Origin of the sequence: Tsukamurella pseudospumae, from assembly GCF_001575195.1 — a bacterium.
In the GTDB taxonomy this organism is placed as follows: Bacteria; Actinomycetota; Actinomycetes; order Mycobacteriales; family Mycobacteriaceae; genus Tsukamurella; species Tsukamurella pseudospumae.
This window is the reverse complement of the sequence record NZ_LSRF01000017.1, coordinates 17,912-34,631: the sequence shown is the minus strand read 5'-3', so window position 1 is coordinate 34,631 and position 16,720 is coordinate 17,912. Positions and strand designations below refer to the sequence as shown.

General features: G+C 69.8%; 22 protein-coding genes, 1 tRNA gene and 1 pseudogene. 8 read left to right on the top strand and 16 right to left on the bottom strand.

Translation table 11 applies throughout. The features are described 5' to 3' along the window. Positions 1-57: 57 nt before the first annotated feature. A complete protein-coding gene (locus AXK60_RS09505) occupies positions 58-1,842 on the top strand; it encodes an AMP-dependent synthetase/ligase (RefSeq protein WP_244881074.1) in 1,785 nt (594 codons plus the stop codon). A 69-nt stretch (positions 1,843-1,911) separates the two neighbouring features. On the opposite strand, the gene AXK60_RS09500 is transcribed toward AXK60_RS09505, so the two are convergent. After that, complete coding sequence (locus AXK60_RS09500) at positions 1,912-2,289, bottom strand: DUF3817 domain-containing protein (protein ID WP_068570908.1); 378 nt, start codon at positions 2,287-2,289, stop codon at positions 1,912-1,914. Then, on the bottom strand, positions 2,286-2,729 hold the full coding sequence (locus AXK60_RS09495) for a hypothetical protein (RefSeq protein WP_068570907.1): 444 nt from the start codon (positions 2,727-2,729) through the stop codon (positions 2,286-2,288). The genes AXK60_RS09500 and AXK60_RS09495 overlap by 4 nt, the downstream gene beginning before the upstream one ends. 85 nt (positions 2,730-2,814) lie before the next feature. Between AXK60_RS09495 and AXK60_RS09490 the strand changes: the two genes are divergently transcribed. The 4 genes and pseudogenes from AXK60_RS09490 (at position 2,815) to AXK60_RS09480 (ending at position 4,565) form a co-directional block, all read left to right on the top strand. Next, positions 2,815-2,896 (top strand) — tRNA-Leu (locus AXK60_RS09490). Between the two features lie 14 nt (positions 2,897-2,910). Next, a pseudogene (locus AXK60_RS27595) lies at positions 2,911-3,033 on the top strand (hypothetical protein); the annotation flags it as partial. Between the two features lie 605 nt (positions 3,034-3,638). Then, positions 3,639-3,848, top strand: a complete 210-nt coding sequence (locus AXK60_RS09485; protein ID WP_068570906.1) for a cold-shock protein — start codon at positions 3,639-3,641, stop codon at positions 3,846-3,848. Positions 3,849-4,208: 360 nt separating this feature from the next. After that, the gene (locus AXK60_RS09480; protein ID WP_068570905.1) at positions 4,209-4,565 is read left to right on the top strand and encodes a hemophore-related protein; all 357 of its coding nucleotides are present in this window, start codon (positions 4,209-4,211) and stop codon (positions 4,563-4,565) included. Positions 4,566-4,621: 56 nt separating this feature from the next. On the opposite strand, the gene AXK60_RS09475 is transcribed toward AXK60_RS09480, so the two are convergent. Further along, positions 4,622-4,900, bottom strand: coding sequence for a hypothetical protein (locus AXK60_RS09475; protein ID WP_068570904.1), 279 nt, complete (start codon positions 4,898-4,900; stop codon positions 4,622-4,624). Positions 4,901-5,015: 115 nt separating this feature from the next. Between AXK60_RS09475 and AXK60_RS09470 the strand changes: the two genes are divergently transcribed. Then, positions 5,016-6,260 carry a GGDEF domain-containing protein gene (locus AXK60_RS09470; RefSeq protein ID WP_082777928.1) on the top strand — a complete coding sequence of 415 codons (1,245 nt, stop codon included), beginning with the start codon at positions 5,016-5,018 and terminating at the stop codon, positions 6,258-6,260. Here AXK60_RS09470 and AXK60_RS09465 read toward each other — a convergent pair. The 10 genes from AXK60_RS09465 to clpS are packed head-to-tail and all read right to left on the bottom strand — an operon-like array spanning position 6,149 to position 13,048. After that, positions 6,149-7,405 carry an LCP family protein gene (locus AXK60_RS09465; RefSeq protein WP_068570902.1) on the bottom strand — a complete coding sequence of 419 codons (1,257 nt, stop codon included), beginning with the start codon at positions 7,403-7,405 and terminating at the stop codon, positions 6,149-6,151. The two genes, AXK60_RS09470 and AXK60_RS09465, sit on opposite strands and share 112 nt — an antisense overlap. 27 nt (positions 7,406-7,432) lie before the next feature. Further along, positions 7,433-8,050, bottom strand: a complete 618-nt coding sequence (locus tag AXK60_RS09460; RefSeq protein ID WP_068570901.1) for a non-canonical purine NTP pyrophosphatase — start codon at positions 8,048-8,050, stop codon at positions 7,433-7,435. Then, the gene (rph, locus tag AXK60_RS09455; protein ID WP_068536789.1) at positions 8,047-8,829 is read right to left on the bottom strand and encodes a ribonuclease PH; all 783 of its coding nucleotides are present in this window, start codon (positions 8,827-8,829) and stop codon (positions 8,047-8,049) included. The genes AXK60_RS09460 and rph overlap by 4 nt, the downstream gene beginning before the upstream one ends. 36 nt (positions 8,830-8,865) lie before the next feature. After that, a complete protein-coding gene (locus AXK60_RS09450) occupies positions 8,866-9,627 on the bottom strand; it encodes a cyclic nucleotide-degrading phosphodiesterase (protein WP_068570934.1) in 762 nt (253 codons plus the stop codon). Positions 9,628-9,655: 28 nt separating this feature from the next. Continuing rightward, a complete protein-coding gene (locus AXK60_RS09445; protein WP_068570900.1) occupies positions 9,656-10,312 on the bottom strand; it encodes a rhomboid family intramembrane serine protease in 657 nt (218 codons plus the stop codon). A gap of 33 nt (positions 10,313-10,345) precedes the next feature. Beyond that, the gene (locus tag AXK60_RS09440) at positions 10,346-11,317 is read right to left on the bottom strand and encodes a PLP-dependent cysteine synthase family protein (RefSeq protein ID WP_068570899.1); all 972 of its coding nucleotides are present in this window, start codon (positions 11,315-11,317) and stop codon (positions 10,346-10,348) included. 45 nt (positions 11,318-11,362) lie between these two features. Beyond that, complete coding sequence (locus AXK60_RS09435; RefSeq protein WP_068570898.1) at positions 11,363-11,641, bottom strand: MoaD/ThiS family protein; 279 nt, start codon at positions 11,639-11,641, stop codon at positions 11,363-11,365. Continuing rightward, complete coding sequence (locus AXK60_RS09430) at positions 11,641-12,063, bottom strand: M67 family metallopeptidase (protein WP_269451168.1); 423 nt, start codon at positions 12,061-12,063, stop codon at positions 11,641-11,643. The genes AXK60_RS09435 and AXK60_RS09430 overlap by 1 nt, the downstream gene beginning before the upstream one ends. 28 nt (positions 12,064-12,091) lie before the next feature. Further along, positions 12,092-12,700: a DUF2017 domain-containing protein gene (locus tag AXK60_RS09425; protein ID WP_068570897.1), complete on the bottom strand. Its 609-nt coding sequence runs from the start codon at positions 12,698-12,700 to the stop codon at positions 12,092-12,094. Further along, complete coding sequence (gene clpS, locus AXK60_RS09420) at positions 12,701-13,048, bottom strand: ATP-dependent Clp protease adapter ClpS (RefSeq protein ID WP_082777927.1); 348 nt, start codon at positions 13,046-13,048, stop codon at positions 12,701-12,703. Positions 13,049-13,066: 18 nt separating this feature from the next. Here clpS and AXK60_RS09415 point away from each other — a divergent pair, with 18 nt between their 5' ends. Next, positions 13,067-14,401, top strand: coding sequence for a nicotinate phosphoribosyltransferase (locus AXK60_RS09415; protein WP_082777926.1), 1,335 nt, complete (start codon positions 13,067-13,069; stop codon positions 14,399-14,401). Continuing rightward, positions 14,398-14,946: an isochorismatase family protein gene (locus AXK60_RS09410; protein ID WP_068570894.1), complete on the top strand. Its 549-nt coding sequence runs from the start codon at positions 14,398-14,400 to the stop codon at positions 14,944-14,946. The genes AXK60_RS09415 and AXK60_RS09410 overlap by 4 nt, the downstream gene beginning before the upstream one ends. A 3-nt stretch (positions 14,947-14,949) precedes the next feature. On the opposite strand, the gene AXK60_RS09405 is transcribed toward AXK60_RS09410, so the two are convergent. Genes AXK60_RS09405 through AXK60_RS09395 form a run of 3 tightly spaced genes read right to left on the bottom strand, consistent with a single transcriptional unit; the run spans position 14,950 to position 16,691 of the window. Next, a complete protein-coding gene (locus AXK60_RS09405; protein WP_068570893.1) occupies positions 14,950-15,399 on the bottom strand; it encodes a type II toxin-antitoxin system VapC family toxin in 450 nt (149 codons plus the stop codon). Beyond that, positions 15,396-15,680: a type II toxin-antitoxin system Phd/YefM family antitoxin gene (locus tag AXK60_RS09400; protein ID WP_068570892.1), complete on the bottom strand. Its 285-nt coding sequence runs from the start codon at positions 15,678-15,680 to the stop codon at positions 15,396-15,398. The genes AXK60_RS09405 and AXK60_RS09400 overlap by 4 nt, the downstream gene beginning before the upstream one ends. A 39-nt stretch (positions 15,681-15,719) precedes the next feature. Next, positions 15,720-16,691 carry an alpha/beta fold hydrolase gene (locus AXK60_RS09395; protein WP_068570891.1) on the bottom strand — a complete coding sequence of 324 codons (972 nt, stop codon included), beginning with the start codon at positions 16,689-16,691 and terminating at the stop codon, positions 15,720-15,722. Positions 16,692-16,720 lie beyond the last annotated feature (29 nt).

Here is a 16,720-nt window from a genome sequence, read left to right as displayed (position 1 = left end):
TATCGGATTCGGACATCCTCCGATAGGTTGTGGGCATTCCACTATCTGCATGAGGAGATGAAGTTGCGCATCGAGTCCACGGAACCGACCAGGACCCACGCACCGTCCGACAACCTGACCACCCGGGTCCGCGAACTGGCCGCGTCGGCGCCGTCGACCGAGCTGTTCCTGCGCCCGTCCGGTTCCGGTTGGTCCCCCGTCACCGCCGCGCAGTTCAACGAGCAGATCACGGCCGTCGGCAAGGGCCTGATCGCCCGGGGCGTCGAGCCCGGAACCCGGATCGCGATCATGAGCCCCACCAGGTACGAGTGGGCGCTCCTCGACTACGCGAACTGGTCCGTCGGCGGCTCGACGGTCGCGGTCTACGAGTCGAACTCCGCGGCCCAGGTCGAGCACATCCTCTCCGACTCCGCGTCGATCGCGCTCATCACCGACTCGCGCGCGACCGCCGACCGCATCACCGACGGTGTGCCCGCGGGCACGCAGGTCTGGGTGATCGACGAGGGCCTCGTCGACACCCTCGTGGCCGACGGTGCCGGCGTCACGGACGAGGACTACCTCGCCCGCGCGACCGCCGTCGAGGCCGCCGCGGAGGCGACCCTCGTCTACACGTCGGGCACCACGGGCAAGCCGAAGGGCGTGGTGCTCACGCACGACAACCTGCTCAGCGAGTACGACGCCATCCACGAGGGCCTCGACAAGATGGCCGGGAAGAACGCCAGCACGGTGATGTTCCTGCCGCTGGCCCACATCTTCGCCCGCGCCATCTCGGTCGCGGCCGTACAGCACTCGATCCGCGTCGCCCACACCGCCGACCTGTCGAACCTGACCGGGCTGTTCGGCGAGCTCAAGCCGACCTACATCCTCAGCGTGCCCCGGGTCTTCGAGAAGGTCTACAACACGATGAGCGCCAAGGCCGAGGAGGGCGGCAAGGGCAAGATCTTCAACGCCGCGGTCGAGACGGCCATCGAGTTCAGCAAGGCACAGGAGGCCGGCGGCGCCGGACTCGTGCTCAAGCTCAAGCACGCCCTCTTCGACAAGCTCGTCTTCTCGAAGCTCCGTGAGGCGCTCGGCGGCAACTGCACGTGTGCCGTCTCGGGCGGTGCCCCGCTCGGCGCCCGCCTCGGCCACTTCTTCCGCGGCGCCGGCGTCACCGTCTACGAGGGCTACGGCCTCTCCGAGACCAGCGCGGCCATCACCTGCAACACGCCCACCGAGCAGCGGGTCGGCACCGTCGGACGACCCGTCCCGGGCAACGAGGTGGCGATCGCCGACGACGGCGAGATCCTGCTCCGCGGCCCCGTCGTCTTCGGCGGGTACTGGGGCCTGCCCGAGGCCACTGCCGACGCACTGCAGGACGGCTGGTTCCACACGGGCGACCTCGGCTCCCTGGACGCCGACGGCTACCTGTCGATCACCGGCCGCAAGAAGGAGATCCTCGTGACCGCGGCGGGCAAGAACATCGCGCCCGCGCAGACCGAGGACGCGCTCCGCCAGCACCCGCTGGTCTCGCAGGCGATGCTCCTCGGCGACAAGCAGCCCTTCGTGGCGGCGCTCATCACCGTCGACGCGGAGGCGCTGCCCGGCTGGCTTTCGGCGCACGGGCTGCCCGCGGACACCTCGATCGAGGACGCCGTCGCGAACGAGACTCTCCAGGCCGAGATCACCTCCGCTGTGAACACCGCGAACTCGCTGGTCTCCAAGGCCGAGCAGGTCAAGAAGTGGCGCGTGCTCACCACCGACTTCAGCATCGACGGCGGTGAGCTCACGCCGACGCTCAAGGTCAAGCGGAACGTGGTGATGGATCAGCGCGCCGCCGACATCGCCGAGATCTACGGCTGACCTTCGGATACGCGAACGCCGCCCACTCCATCGGCATCGGGAGTGGGCGGCGTTTCTCGTCTCAGCGCGTCAGAGGTCGAACGTGGCCCGGATCTCGTCGGAGTTCTTCTTCTCGAAGTAGAACGACGCGAACGGGATCGTGCCGGCGAGCAGCGTGAGCAGGAAGCGCTTCGCAGGCCACCGGACCTTCGATCCCAGATCCAGGGTGACGAGCAGGTAGATGAAGTAACACCAACCGTGGACGGCCCCGAAGTAGAAGAGCCATGCCGGACTCTCCCACCCAAACGCCTTCGCCAGCAGGTACTTGTAGATCATCTCGGCGCAGAAGATCAGCAGGACGACGCCCGTGAGGGTCGCCATGAACCGATACCGCTTGAGCGCGCTACCGACCTGATCGCGGCGCTTCGCCGCCAGCTTCTCGGCGGAGGTCACGGGTGCCTCGGTCACTTCTTCTCCTCGATCTTCTCGCTCGTCGCCAGGTCGGCGAGGAGACGGTTGTACTCGTCGTGCGCAGCGTCGTCGGGTGCGGTGTCCAGGGCCGACGGTGCGATCGCCCGGCTCGGCAGGAATCCCTCCGGGATCGCGGTGAGTTTCGTGGCGACCGGCACGGCGGACTTCGGTGCGGGCCGGACCTCGGCAGGTGCGCCGGCCTCCTCCGCTTCGAGTTGCTCCTGCAGCTCGGCCTCGTCCTCGAGTTGCACGAACCGCTTGTAACCCCAGACGAAGGCGACGGCGAACAGCGGCCACTGCATCGCATAGCCGAGGTTGCGGGCGGAACCTGCCGTCGACTCGAACCGTCCCCATTGCCACCAGCCGAGCGCCAGACACGCCAGGGCGGCGACCACGACGAACGCGATCAGCGCGGGACGGTGGCGACGACGTTTCACGCCCTCGACGGTACCCGTCGCGGCGACGGCGTCCGAAAACCGGTATCGTGACCTGCGCCGCAGCGGGTACGGTCCGTTGTCGCACGCGCCCGTGGCGGAATTGGCAGACGCGCTGGATTTAGGTTCCAGTACCTCAGGGTGTGGGAGTTCAAGTCTCCCCGGGCGCACCGCGTGGTGGCAGCAGCGCGGGACGAAAGAGGACGCGATCCGGTCCCAGTCGGACGCGACGCCGGTGCGGCATGTGCAGCTGGTCAACCGGTCTTGGACCGGCCCGAGGCCCTCGCATACTCCCCCGCCGTCGTGAACCGCGTGCGACGGACCTGGCGTACCTGAATCTGTCATCGGTGCAGCACACCTGCACGAACCCCGCTGCAGGGCTACGCTGAAGGAGCGCCGTGGTGCGCAGGTGACACCCACAGGGCGCCGACCTTGGAATCGGCCCGGGGAGCGCCACGAGGCCCGGCCCCATGTCGCCCCATCCTGATTCGGGCGCCGGGTCTCTCCGCCCCCTGCACGCATCCCCACAAGCGCAACACCGCAACACCATCTGATGCACTAGAAGCCGATTACGTTGGGAAAGAACATGACTGAAGACAAGAAGGTCGAGCCCAAGGGCCGCCGCAGGTGGCCGTGGATCCTCGGAGCCGCGGTCGCCGCGCTCCTCGCGTGGAGCATGAGCTGACCCTACGATCGACTGCAGATCGCTCTAGGCCTAGCCGCTGACCGATGTTTCTGCTACTGTGAAGTCGGTTGATTTTCTTGGTGGCTCGTTTCGCGAAGATTTTCCGCGGCGGACACATTCTTGACTCCGTGAGTAGTTCCGGTGGCCTTGTTTCTGCGTACCTCCGCAATACCCAAGATCGAAACACTCGGTCTTGCAACACTTTTGATACTCAGGAGAGTAGTCGCATGGCTAAGCAGGGCACCGTCAAGTGGTTCAACGCCGAGAAGGGCTTCGGGTTCATCACCCCGGATTCCGGCAGCAAGGACCTCTTCGTCCACTTCTCCGGCATCCTCGGCAACGGCGGCTTCCGCAGCCTCAACGAGAATGACCGCGTCAGCTTCGAGGAAGAGGCTGGCGATCGCGGCCCGCAGGCCGTCGCGGTGCAGACCGTCTGAGACTCGCGGGTCGGGTCAAGCGGAGGGGCTGAGTGGTCTAAGACCATTCAGCCCCTTGCTTCTTTCCGCGCTCGTCTACCCCCTCATCGTCGTGAACCGGCTCCACCGCATCACCAGGAACACACCTTGGCGAATCGATCACACCCCGCTTGGCGGCAAGTTTTTCGGCCGATTACTTCGGTCCCCTTCTCAGCCGTGATTCCCCTGGACAGACACCCCGCGCAGCACGATCTCCCGCTGCGAACCGGCGTTACCTGTGAATTCTCTTGGCCCGAACTCAGATTCATCGCGGTACGTTCGGCGATGTGGCCCGGATCGGCATCCACCGATGCATCCGGGCGACGACGAAAGGAGAACACCATGCTCACTCGTTGGAAGATCGCCGCCACCACCGGCGCGGCCGGAGCGCTCGTCCTGGCCCCTGCCGCGATGGCGCAGGCGGCACCGTCGGACCCGGTCCCCGGGACGAACTGCACCGTCGCCCAGGTCGAACGCGCAACCGTCGCGGTCGCGCCCGAGGCGCAAACGATGGTGAACCAACTGCCGGGCGGACGGGCCGAGGCGCAGCGGATCCTCGCCCTGCCGCCGGCGGAACGGAACGCACGGATTCACGAGTTGGGACGTCAGAACCCGCAGCTCGCCGCGTACTACCAGCAGAACCAGGCGAAGATCAACAGCACGATCGCGACGGTCGCCAAGACCTGCTCGCAGTACTGACCCCGCACCACGAAGGCGTCGGCTCCCGCGAGCCGGCGCCTTCGCCGTGTGGGCGCTCAGGAGATCGGGATCTCCTTGATCTTCGCGTCCGGCTTCCCCGCGGTCTTGCAGTACAGGATCGCCTGCTGCTGCAGGCCGCTGACGACGATGGCCGAGGGCTCGTCGCCGTGCTTGTCCTTGTACAGCTTCGTCACCTGATCACGCTGGTCCGAATCGGACATCTTCTGGTAGTTCTCACAGGTGGTGTCGCCGCCCTGCTTCGTGCATCCGGCGAGGACGAACGCGACGGCGAGCACGGCCGCGGCGAATCGGATTCCGGTTGTGGAGCTTGTCATGCGCGGCACCTCTTCACTTTCGACGAAAACGGACGAATCCGAACCTACCGCCCCTGCCGCCGCCCGCGCGCGGGCTCCTTCCGGGTTCCCGCCATCGCAACGCTAGAATCCATCGATGCGAAATTCCGTCCAGCGGTGGGCGAAGCGCCACCTCCGCGTGATTCGCGCGTCGATCCGCAACATCACGGTCACGTGGTGGGAGGGCGGCCCGGACTACGACCGACGGATCGAGTACTTCACCACCCGCGGCCTCCGGCGCGGCTTCCTGCTCGTGGTGAGCGTGTGCGCCGCGGTGCTCGGCGGCACCGCGGTCGCGCTGCTCCTGAGCGCGACCGAGCGCACCCCCTACTCGGTGACCGTGCAGGTCGCCGGTGCAGTGGTCGCGTTCGGGTGGGCCCTGCGATGGCAACTCCCTCCTACGCCCGCGCTCCGCACGGCGACCGTCTTCGTGTTCACGTCGAACGTGATGATCGTCCTCGTCGCGACCACGGACGCCGATCCGATGGCGGGCGCCTTCGGGCTCACCACCCTGGCGCTCACGGCCACCTTCGCGGCGTTCATGCTGCCGCCCGGCGTGTTCGTCGCGCAGTCCACGCTGGCGGTCGCGTCGTTGGCCTACTTCGTCCCACTGCTGTGGGGCACGCACGGCGCGGTGCTCGCAGTGATCAAGGCCATCATCGTCATGACGACGGTCATCGGTGTGCCCTGGGCGGTGCAGATCGGGACCGCCTTCCTGTCGCAGGACGCCACGGTCTCCGAATCCGACGCGTTGTGCGACGCCCTCAACCGGCGCGGCTTCCTCCGCCGGTCATCGATGCGGCTGTCCGAACAGGCACGTAATCCCGACGATCACGTCGGCGCCTTCCAGCTGGATCTCGACGGTTTCAAGTCCGTGAACGACCGCCTCGGGCATGCGCAGGGCGACGCCGTACTGATCGCCGTCGCCGACATCATGCACCAACGTCTGGCGGGCCTGCAGTACCTCGTCGGGAGGCTCGGCGGGGACGAGTTCGCAGCCCTGCTCGTGGGACTGCGGCCGGAGGACTACCGGGTCGCCGCCGAGGACATCCGGCGTGCGATCCGGCTCTGGTCCGACGAGACCGGTGCGGGGGTCTCCACCAGCATCGGTGTGGCGGTCGACGGTGTCTCCCGGGTCGCGCACGCCGGCGGGATCGAAGCACTCATGCGCCGCGCCGACCGCGCCATGTACGCCGCCAAACGCACGGGCGACACCGTCGTCGCCGACACTCAGTCCACGCAGGGGATCTGGCCGCCCCGCAGGGTGGTTCCGGCGTCGGGCGTGGGACCGTCGGACGGGGTGGATGAGACGGTCGTCGCCGGCGAAGCGGGCTGCGTGTAGCCGACGGGGTGCGGCGCCTGCGTGGTGCCGTCCGACGCCGCCGACGAGCTCGAGGACTCGTCCGAGTCGGCCGACTCGTCGCCGCCGGGCACCGACTGCCCGAAGGCCTTCTGCACCTGCGCGCGGATGGCCGCGGGATCGATGATGTTCACCGCCTGCTCGTTGACGGTGGCGTAGCCGCGCACGGGCAGCGTCGTGAACGTGAGGTTCGTGCCGGCGATCTGGCCCGCCTGCTGGGCGAACTCCTGCAGGTTCCATCCGTCGGAGACCACGACGTCCTTCTGCGCCACCGCGATCAGCGATTGCAGCTTGCGCACGTCACCGAACACGCCCTGCTTCTGCAGTTGGACCATGACACCCGCGATGAAGGCCTGCTGCCGGTGCGTGCGGTCGAGGTCACCGTCGGCGAGCCCGTGCCGCTGGCGGACGAACGCCAGCGACTGCGCGGCGCTCAGCTTCTGCCGCCCCGCGGGGAAGGCCGCACCGGAGTAGCTGTCGCGCACCGGATTGTTGAGGCACACCTCGACACCGCCGAGGGTCTGCGCGAGGTCGTAGAAGCCGACGAGGCTGACCTCGGCGAAGTGGTCGATCGGCACGCCGACCAGCTTCCCGACGGTGGCGATGGTCGCGGCGCGCGCGGACTCCCTGGCCTTGCTCTCGAGTTCCTTGCGATCGCTCACGCCCTGCGCGACCAGTTCGTCCTCGACCTCCGCCTTGCGGGTGCCGTAGGCCTCCTTGATCTTGCCCTTCTTCCGCGACTCGACGCCGGCGAAGGTGACGTAGTCGTCGCGCGGAATGGAGAAGGCCGTGACCTTCTTGCCGTCCGCAGGGATGTGCATGAGGATCAGGGTGTTCGTGTTGTAGCCGCCGTTGTCACTGGTACCGGCGTGCAGCTGCTGGAGGATGTCGGACGGCAGATCGTCGCCGTTCTGGTCCTTCCGGGTGTCGAGGCCCATCAGCAGGATGTTCTTGGCACCGCCGGTGGACTTCGCCACCTTCGCCTCGGCCAGGGCGCGGGAGACGTTGAAGCCGCCGATCACGAGGTTCGTGCTCCACCAGACGGTGCCTGTGACGGCGAGCACGAGCACGGACAGCAGCGCGATGGCCACACGGGCACCGCGGCCCGACGACGGTCTGCTGCTCACGACGCCACGGTACCGTGCCGCACCGACTTACTCCGGGACGCGCGCCGCCAGCTCTCGGAGAGGATCGACCAGCGAACTCAGTGCTCGCGCACGATGACTCACGGCATTCTTCTGTTCCGGGGGCATTTCGGCCGCCGTCACCGTCGATTCCTCCGGAAGGAACACCGGGTCGTAGCCGAAGCCACCGTCCCCCCTGGGCTCGCGCAGGATCGTGCCCCGCCAGACACCGCGCACCGTCGACTCCCCGGAATCGGAGACGAGAGCGCACGCGGAGACGAACTCCCCGCCCCGCCGCTCGGCGGGCACATCGGAGAGCTGCGCGAGCAGCAGCGCGGTGTTCGCCGGGTCGTCGCCGTGGCGCCCGGACCAGCGGGCGGACAGTACGCCGGGCATGCCGTTCAGCGCGTCGACACAGATCCCCGAATCGTCCGCGAGACAGGGCAGGCCGGTCCGCTCGTACCCCTGCCGGGCCTTGATCAGCGCGTTGCCCTCGAACGACGGTGCGTCCTCCGGCAACTCCTCGAAGGGCTCGACCTCATCGAGGCCGACGACCTCGAGGCCGACGATGCCCGCGTCCGCCACCACCTGCCGCAACTCGCGCAGCTTCTTTGCGTTCCGGGACGCGAGCAACAAGCGGGCGGTCACTGACCGAACTTCTTCTTCTGTTCGCCCTCGAACTCCGGCAGCACGCCGGGGTACGGCGCCGCGAGCGCCTCCTTCTGCACGGCGAACAGCTTCTCCGTGCCCGCGATCGCGGAGTCGAGCATCCAGTCGAGCGTGGTGCGGGCGAAGGTCGCGCCCTCGCCGGTGCCCTGCACCTCGACCAGCGTTCCGGTGTCGGTGGCGACGACGTTCATGTCGACCTCGGCGCGCGAATCCTCCTCGTACGGAAGGTCCAGCCGGACGCGCCCGTCGACGACGCCCACCGAGACGGCGGCGATGGCGCACGAGATCGGCTGCGGGTCGGTCAGTTTGCCCGCCGCGCCGAGGTAGGTGACGGCGTCGCACAGGGCGACGTACGCGCCGGTGATCGACGCGGTCCGGGTGCCGCCGTCGGCCTGCAGGACGTCGCAGTCGATGGCGATCGTGTTCTCGCCCAGGGCCGCGAGGTCGATGCACGCGCGGAGCGACCGGCCGATCAGCCGGGAGATCTCGTGGGTGCGCCCGCCCACCTTGCCCTTGGTGGACTCACGGCGGCTGCGCTCATGGGTGGCACCGGGGAGCATCGAGTACTCGGCGGTCAGCCACCCCTGCCCCGAGCCGCGGCGCCATCCCGGCACCCCCAGCTCGACGCTGGCGGTGCACAGCACCTTCGTGTTGCCGAACTCCACCAGCACCGAGCCGGCGGGGTTCTGGGTGAATCCCCGGGTGATGGTCACGGGGCGGAGTTCGTCGTCGGCCCTGCCGTCTGCGCGTCTGCTCACGCGCCCAGCCTATCGCCTACGACGGCGCCGGCGTCGTCAGAGCTCGAAGACGTCGCCGCCCGTCACCGCGTCGACGGGGCCGTCGTAGACGGAGCGGGCCTCCGCGAGCACGGCCTCGCGCGAGGTCCACGGCGGGATGTGGGTGAGCAGCAGGCGACCGACGCCGGCGTCCGCGGCGGCCTGCCCCGCCTCCACGCCCGAAAGGTGCACCCCGAGTGGTCGGTTCGCGGGGTCGTGGGTCCAGCTGGCCTCGGCGAGCAGGACGTCGGCGCCGCGCGCCACCTCGACGAGGTTCTCACACACGCCGGTGTCACCGGTGTAAGCCAGGACCTTGCCGCTGGGCGCGGTGATCCGCAGGCCGTGCGACTCCGGCGGGTGGAACATGCGGAAGGGCCGCACGGTGAAGCCACCGATCGCGAGGTCCTCCCCCTCGGTCCAGGCGGAGAAGTCGAAGGTGTCGGAGATGTCGTCGAGCATCGCCGCCGATTCGGCGGAGGCGCGGCCGATCCGCTCGGGGGTGTCGGCGGGCCCGATAAGACGCGCGCGGCCGGCGGCGGGCGTCGGATGGTAGCGGCGCCACACCAGCAGGGAGGGCAGGTCGAGGCAGTGATCGGCGTGCAGATGCGAGAGCATCACCGTGGCGGTGTTCGGATCCACTCGCTGCTGCAACTCGCCCAGGACCCCGGGGCCGAAATCCATGACCACGGGTTCGTGTCCGTCCACCTCCAGGAGGTAGCCCGAGCAGGCCGCCCGTGGACCGCCGACGCTGCCGGAACACCCGAGGATGGTGAGACGCATGAAGCTCATGCTGCCAGATCCGCGATCGTCACGTGGCGATCGCGCCGACCTGCCGTGAATTCCCCGCTCCCGGGCGGGTACGGCCGCGGCGGCCGACGAGCACCGCGGCGATGACGCCGCCGATCGCTCCCCACAGGTGCCCCTGCCACGAAACACCCGGCTGACCGGGGAGAACACCCCACAGCATGCCGCCGTAGAGAACCATGAGCACCACGCCGACGACGATGTCGAGCGCCCTGCGCGTGAACAGTCCGCGCAGCGCCAGGTATGTCATCCACCCGAACAGAACACCGGAGAGTCCGATCACGACGGTGCCGGTACCGCCCGTGAGCCAGACTCCGGCACCCGCCACCAGCCAGATGATCACGGTGGCGATCAGGAACCGGCCCGCGCCCGCGGCCAAGCCGACGAAGCCGAGGATCAGGGCCGGGACACTGTTGGCGGCCAAGTGCTCCCACCCGCCGTGCAGCAGCGGCGCCATCACGACTCCCCGGATCACGCCCTCCCCGGAGCGCGGGTGGATCCCCCACTGGTCCAGGGAGTTGCCGAGTACGGTGTCGATGCCCTCGAGCAGCCACAGCGCCGCCACGAAGACGACGATCAGGACGGCCGAGCGCCCCGCCGTGCTCCCGGCGACCCGGGCCGAGAGGGAGCGCGGCGCACCGTCGTTGCTGGGAACCGTCATGGCGACCTCCTCGCGCGAGCGGGCTCGGGCCGATCAGGCCCAGAGCTGGCCCTCGAGGGCCTCTTCCGCATCCTCCAACGTACCGTCGTACGCGCCGGTCGACAGATACTTCCATCCGGCGTCGGCGACGACGAAGGCCACGTCGGCCCGCTCCCCTGCCGTTAGCGCCTTGTTCGCGACGCCCAGCGCGGCGTGCAGCACGCCGCCAGTGGAGACCCCGGCGAAGACGCCCTCCTCGTCGATCAGCTGCCGCATGCGGCGCACGGCGTCGTAGGAGCCCACCGAGAACCGGCGGGTGAGCACCGACTCGTCGTACAGCTCGGGAACGAAGCCCTCGTCGAGATTACGCAGTCCGTAGACCAGTTCGCCGTACCGCGGCTCGGCCGCGACGATCTGCACGCCGGGCACGTGTTCGCGCAGGTACCGGCCGGTGCCCATGAGCGTGCCGGTGGTGCCGAGACCGGCCACGAAGTGAGTGATCTCGGGTAGGTCGGCGAGCAGCTCGGGACCGGTTCCCGCGTAGTGCGCGCGGGCGTTGGCGGGATTGCCGTACTGGTAGAGCATCACCCAGTCGGAATGCTCGGCCGCGAGCTTCTTCGCCTCCGCCACGGCCCGGTTCGAGCCGCCGGCCGCGGGCGAGTCGACGATCCGCGCGCCGTACATGGTCAGCAGCTGCCGCCGCTCGGCCGAGGTGTTCTCGGGCATCACGCACACCAGCCCGTAGCCCTTGAGCTTCGCGGCCATCGCCAGGCTGATCCCGGTGTTGCCCGAGGTGGGCTCGAGGATCGTGTCGCCCGGGCGCAGCCGACCGTCGCGTTCGGCTTCGTCGATCATCCGCAGTGCCGGGCGGTCCTTGATCGACCCCGTCGGGTTGCGGTCCTCGAGCTTGGACCACAGCCGGACATGCGGCGCACCGTCGGCCCCCTCCCAGCGGGGCGAGAGCCTCGGCAGCCCGACCAGCGGCGTCCCGCCGAGCGAATCGAGGAGGGAGTCGAACCTAGCCACCGGCGCAGCGGGCAAGCAGGGCACGACGGGACTGCGCCGCGGGGCTCACCGGGAACCCCCGGCTACTGCGGGCAACACCGTGACGGTGCCGCCGTCGGCGACGGGAGTGTCCAGCCCGCCGGTGAACCGCACGTCCTCGTCATCGACGTAGACGTTGACGAACCGGTGCAGCGCCCCGTCGGCGATGAGGCGGTCCTTGATCCCGGTGTGGCGGGTCTCGAGATCGTCGATGACGGCCCCCAGCGTGGCCCCGGACGCGGGCACGCGCTTCGCGTCGCCCGTGAGCGGGCGCAGGATGGTCGGGATGGAGACGGTGACGGACATCAGTCCTCCTCGATGTGGACGGGCTCTTCGGTGATCACGGCATCGACGATGCGGTAGCTGCGGACCTCCGCATCGGGCCCCAGCTCGTCCCGGGTGGAGATCAGCACGTAGTGGGCGTTCGGCTCGGACGCGAACCGCGCGTCGGTGCGCGAGGGGTACGCCTCGGTGGCGGTGTGCGAGTGGTAGATCACGACCGGTTCCTCGTCGCGCTCGTCCATGCCGCGCCAGACGCGCAACTGCTCGCCCGAATCGAACCGGTAGAAGGTGGGCGAACGCTCGGCGTTGAGCATCTCGACGAGGCGCTCGGGCCGATCGGAGCCCTCGGGCCCGGCGATCACGCCGCACGCCTCGTCCGGGTGGTCGCGGCGCGCGTGGGCGATCATCGTCTCCACCAGCTCACGCCGGATGTGCAGGCCCGTCACGCACCCTGCAACCGCGCCCGGGCGCGGCCTATTCCGGCTCGCGGTCGAGCATCACCGAGACCAGCACGTCGAGCAGTGCCGAGAGCCAGTGGTAGACGTCCACGTGCCCGGCGCGCGTCGGGTCGTCCGACGACGGCCCGTCCGGCAGGTCCGCGGTGATGCCGAGCAGCGTGCCCAGCGCGAGGCGCAGGTCGTTGACGCAGGTCAGCCAGTCCTGCGCCTCGTCCTCGGTGAGAGTGACGGTGCCGGCCCGTTCGGGCAGGGTGGCGAGCACGGTCTGCGCCGCGGCGCGCTTCGCGTCGATCACCTCGGGCTCGTTGAGGGAGCGGAGCGCGGCGTTGAGGTCCTCGGCGAACTCGCCCGACGGGGCCCCTTCGGCGCCCGGTGCGTTCGCGTCCGGCCGGTAGAAGTCGGGCAGCAGGCGCCGCAGCACCGTCTCCGGGGGCGGCTCGGAGTGCCCCGTCCGCAGTCCGGTGAGCTCGGCCAGCTCGTCGTGCGGGGCGGAGTCCTCGCGCTCGTCGAACAGCTCGATCAGGGAGCCGACCAGGGACCGGACGAGGCCGACCTCCTCCGGATCCATCTTCGAGACGAAGCGGGCATCGCCGCGCACGCCTCGCTTGACCTGCCAGTTACGCACTCAGCTGTCGCGCTGCATCGTCGCCCACAGACCGGCCGCATGCAGCTTGCGGACGTCACCCTCCACCTTGTCGCGGTCGCCCGTGGAGACCACGGCCTTCCCCTCCGTGTGCACCTGCATCATCAGTTCCTTGGCCTTGTCGGTGCTGTACCCGAACAGCTTCCGCAGCACGAAGGTGACGTACGACATGAGGTTCACCGGATCGTCCCAGACGACGGTGACCCAGGGCTTGTCGATCGCCTCGTCGGTCTTGCGCTCGAGCACCGCCGACGTACCGGGCTGGGCAGCAGTGGAACCTCCGCCCGGACCACCGGCACTTCCCGGGGCCGCTGCGCTGCTGTCGGTCATGGTTCTAGGGTACCCAGTGTGACGGTAGATGAAAACGGGGCCGGCTCCCCCTCGCGGAGCTCCGCCCTGCTCACCGATCAGTACGAACTGACGATGCTGGCGGCCGCGCTCAAGGACGGCACCGCGCACCGTCCGTGCGTCTTCGAGGTGTTCGCGCGCCGCCTGCCGACGGGACGCCGGTACGGCGTCGTGGCGGGCACCGCCCGCGTCCTCGACGAGCTGCGCCGGTTCCGGTTCGGGCCCGACGAGCTCGCGGTCGTCGAGCGCTTCCTCGACGCGGACACGCTGGCGTGGCTTCGGGACTACCGCTTCACCGGCGAGATCGACGGCTACCGCGAGGGCGAGCTGTACTTCCCGGGCTCCCCGCTCCTGACGGTGCGCGCGAGCTTCGCGGAGGGCGTGATCCTCGAGACGCTGATCCTGTCGATCCTCAACCACGACAGCGCGATCGCCTCCGCCGCGGCGCGCATGGTGTCCGCGGCCGCGGGCCGGCCGCTCATCGAGATGGGTTCGCGGCGCACGCACGAACGAGCCGCCGTGGCATCGGCCCGCGCGGCGTACCTCGCCGGTTTCACCACCACCTCGAACATGGAGGCCGCCCGGACCTACGGCGTACCGTCGGGCGGCACGGCGGCGCACGCGTTCACCCTGTTGCACACGGGCCCGGACGGACCGGACGAGGAGGCCGCGTTCGCGGCCCAGGTCGCGGCGCAGGGCGCCGGCACGACGCTGCTGGTGGACACCTACGACATCACCGAGGGTGTCAACCGCGCCGTCCGCGCGGCGGGCCCCGAGCTCGGCGGCGTGCGGATCGACTCGGGCGATCTCGGCATCATCACCCGCCAGGTGCGGGCACAGCTCGACGGCCTGGGCGCGACGCGGACGAAGATCGTGGTGTCGGGGGACCTCGACGAGTACGCCATCGGCGCGCTGCGCGCCGAGCCCATCGACGTCTACGGCGTCGGCACCTCGCTGGTCACCGGCTCGGGCGCGCCGACGGCGGGCATGGTCTACAAGCTCGTGGAGGTCGACGGCCTGCCGGTCGCGAAGCGCAGCTCGCACAAGGAGACCCAGGGCGGGGAGAAGCGTGCGGTCCGGCTCGCGCGCAGCACCGGCACGATCGTCGAGGAGGTGCTGTTCCGGCCCGGCGCGACACCGACGGTGCCCGCGCACTTGACCGCGACGCCGCTGCAGATCCCGCTGGTCCGCGGCGGCGACCAGGTGGACGGCCTGCCCGGCCTCGAGGACGCCCGCACGCACCTGCGGGAGGCGCTCGTGAGCCTCCCCTGGGAGGGGCTGGGCCTGTCGAACGGCGAGCCCGCCATCGCGACGCGGTTCGAGGAGCGGCGGTGAGCACCGCACTGATCGTCGTGGACGTGCAGAACGACTTCTGCGAGGGCGGGTCGCTGGCGGTGGCCGGCGGCGCCGCGGTGGCCCGCGCGATCCACGACGACCTGCTGGACCGGTACCCGACGATCGTCGCCACCCGGGACTGGCACATCGATCCCGGCGCGCACTTCTCCGCGACCCCGGACTTCGTGGATTCCTGGCCCGTGCACTGCCGGGCGCGCACCGAGGGCGCGGCGTTCCACCCGAATCTGCGGCTGCCGCTGCGGGTCCCGGTGTTCAGCAAGGGCGCGTACTCGGCCGCGTACTCGGGCTTCGAGGCCCACGACGCCGACGGCGCCGCCCTCGCCGAATGGCTGGCGGCGCACGGCGTCTCGTCGGTCGACGTGGTCGGCATCGCCACCGACTACTGCGTGCGCGCCACGGCCCTCGACGCGCGGTCCGCGGGCCTGACGGTGCGCGTGCTCGCGGACTACACCGCGGGCGTCGCGGAGTCCTCCACGGAGGCGGCCCTGGCGGAGTTCGCCGCCGCCGGCATCACGGTGACCTGAGAATCACTGCGCGGGAACGCCGTCGGATTCGTCGGGATCGGGGATGTCGTCCGGGTAGACGATGTCGATCTCGGTGATCGTCTTCGGGAAGCCCTTGCGGTTGTTGGTCAGGAACCGATCGGCCCCCGCGACGATCGCCGTCGCGAGGTGTACCGAGTCCGCGGCTTTGAGCTTGTACGCGATCGCGAGCGTGAGTGCCAGCTGCGCCGTCGAGTCATCGAGGGGATAGAGGTCGAGCCGACCGACCAGTTCGAGGAGTCGCTGCGAATCCGCGGAAGCGGGATCGAGGCGCATGGGTTTCGCGAGGACTTCCGACAGGAGGACCAGGGACCCCACTCCTGCGATCTCGTCGGGCGCGTCGGGAAACAGCCGCACGATCCGGCGTCCCAACGGGTGGCCGAGCTGTCCGGCGTAGATGAGGACGTCTGCGTCGAAGGCGACGAGTGGGTTCACCGTGCCTGCCGGTCCGCATGGATCTCCTGGACGAGCTCATCCGCCCGTTCGACGGAGATTCCCGGCCTGAGGGGGCGCCGCCGGGCCGCTTCCAGGCGCGCACCGATCGCGTCCGCGGCCGCCCACGCAGCCGCCGCACGCGGCGAACGCAGCGCATCGGGCGAGACGAGCACGGCGACCACCCGTCCGTGCCGCGTGATCCGCACCTGCTCCCCCGCCTCGACACGGTCCAACTGCGCGGGCAGGGTCTGCCGCGCCTCGCTCGCACTGACGGTGGTCACGCACTCATTGTACGTCGCTGTACGAAGGCGTACAACAAGTCAATTCGGTCGACGGGCCTCCAGCGCGGACAGCTCGGCCAACAACTCGTCCGCGTACTGCATGGGCAGGGAGTGCGTGCCCTCCGGCCACACCCGGACCGTCGCGTTCGGGAGTGTCCGGGCGACCCGCGCGGCGGCCGCGGTGTCGGTGACGGCGCTGCGCGCCCCGAGTCCTACGAAGACGGGCATGGTCAGTCGGGCGAGGGCGGCACCGTCGGGCTGCTCGGGCGTCGGCAGCGCGGCGCGGTACCCCGCGGCCCCGGCATCGATCATGGCGCCGATGGCGCTCCCGGTCGCATCGCCGCCCTCGGCGCCGCCGATCGACTCGAGCCCCTTGCGCCGCCACGACTCCGGCAGGAAGGGCAGGGCCGACGGGAGGGTCGCGACGTACATCTGCCACCGCAGCCCCGCTAAGACGAGGATCGGCTCCCACAGGGTCAGGGTCGCCACCCGCTGCGGGTACCGGACAGCGAGGTTCGCGGCGCTCCATCCCCCGAAGGAGTGCCCGACGAGATGCACGCGGCTCAGGCCGAGCCCCGCCAGCGTCTCGTCGAGCCACGCCGCCTGATCCGCGGCACCGCCGAACGGCCGGTCCTGCACGCTCATCCCCGCGTCGCCCAGCGCGTCGATGGCGAAGACCTCCCGATCGCGGAGGCGGGCGAGCACGTCCGCCCACATCGGCACGCCCGACGACCTCCCCGGCACGAGCACCACGGGTGCCCGCCCCGGCGTCGGCGCCCCGAACCGGTACGCCCGCACGACCCCGAAATCAGTGCGCACGTCCCAGGTCCCGGTGGGCGCGGGCAGGTCGAGGAAGGCCCGACGGTACGCCTCCAGATAGGTCTCGCGCGCCGCCGCGGTCCGCCAGTACCCGACGGGGCTCGGGTCCTTCACGAGGTACGCGCCGGCGCCCGCGAGGACCGCCGTCGCCGCCAGCACGACCGCGACGGCCCGACGTACACGGCGAGTCATGAACCACCTCCTTTGCAATGCATACGCAT

Coding starts and splice junctions, on each gene's coding strand:
- AXK60_RS09480 (WP_068570905.1), top strand. CDS start 4,209: ATGCTCACTCGTTGGAAGATCGCCGCCACCACCGGCGCGGCCGGAGCG.
- AXK60_RS09470 (WP_082777928.1), top strand. CDS start 5,016: ATGCGAAATTCCGTCCAGCGGTGGGCGAAGCGCCACCTCCGCGTGATT.
- AXK60_RS09395 (WP_068570891.1), bottom strand. CDS start 16,691: ATGACTCGCCGTGTACGTCGGGCCGTCGCGGTCGTGCTGGCGGCGACG.
- clpS (WP_082777927.1), bottom strand. CDS start 13,048: ATGACCGACAGCAGCGCAGCGGCCCCGGGAAGTGCCGGTGGTCCGGGC.
- AXK60_RS09485 (WP_068570906.1), top strand. CDS start 3,639: ATGGCTAAGCAGGGCACCGTCAAGTGGTTCAACGCCGAGAAGGGCTTC.
- AXK60_RS09445 (WP_068570900.1), bottom strand. CDS start 10,312: ATGACGGTTCCCAGCAACGACGGTGCGCCGCGCTCCCTCTCGGCCCGG.
- AXK60_RS09435 (WP_068570898.1), bottom strand. CDS start 11,641: ATGTCCGTCACCGTCTCCATCCCGACCATCCTGCGCCCGCTCACGGGC.
- AXK60_RS09450 (WP_068570934.1), bottom strand. CDS start 9,627: ATGCGTCTCACCATCCTCGGGTGTTCCGGCAGCGTCGGCGGTCCACGG.
- AXK60_RS09475 (WP_068570904.1), bottom strand. CDS start 4,900: ATGACAAGCTCCACAACCGGAATCCGATTCGCCGCGGCCGTGCTCGCC.
- AXK60_RS09505 (WP_244881074.1), top strand. CDS start 58: ATGAAGTTGCGCATCGAGTCCACGGAACCGACCAGGACCCACGCACCG.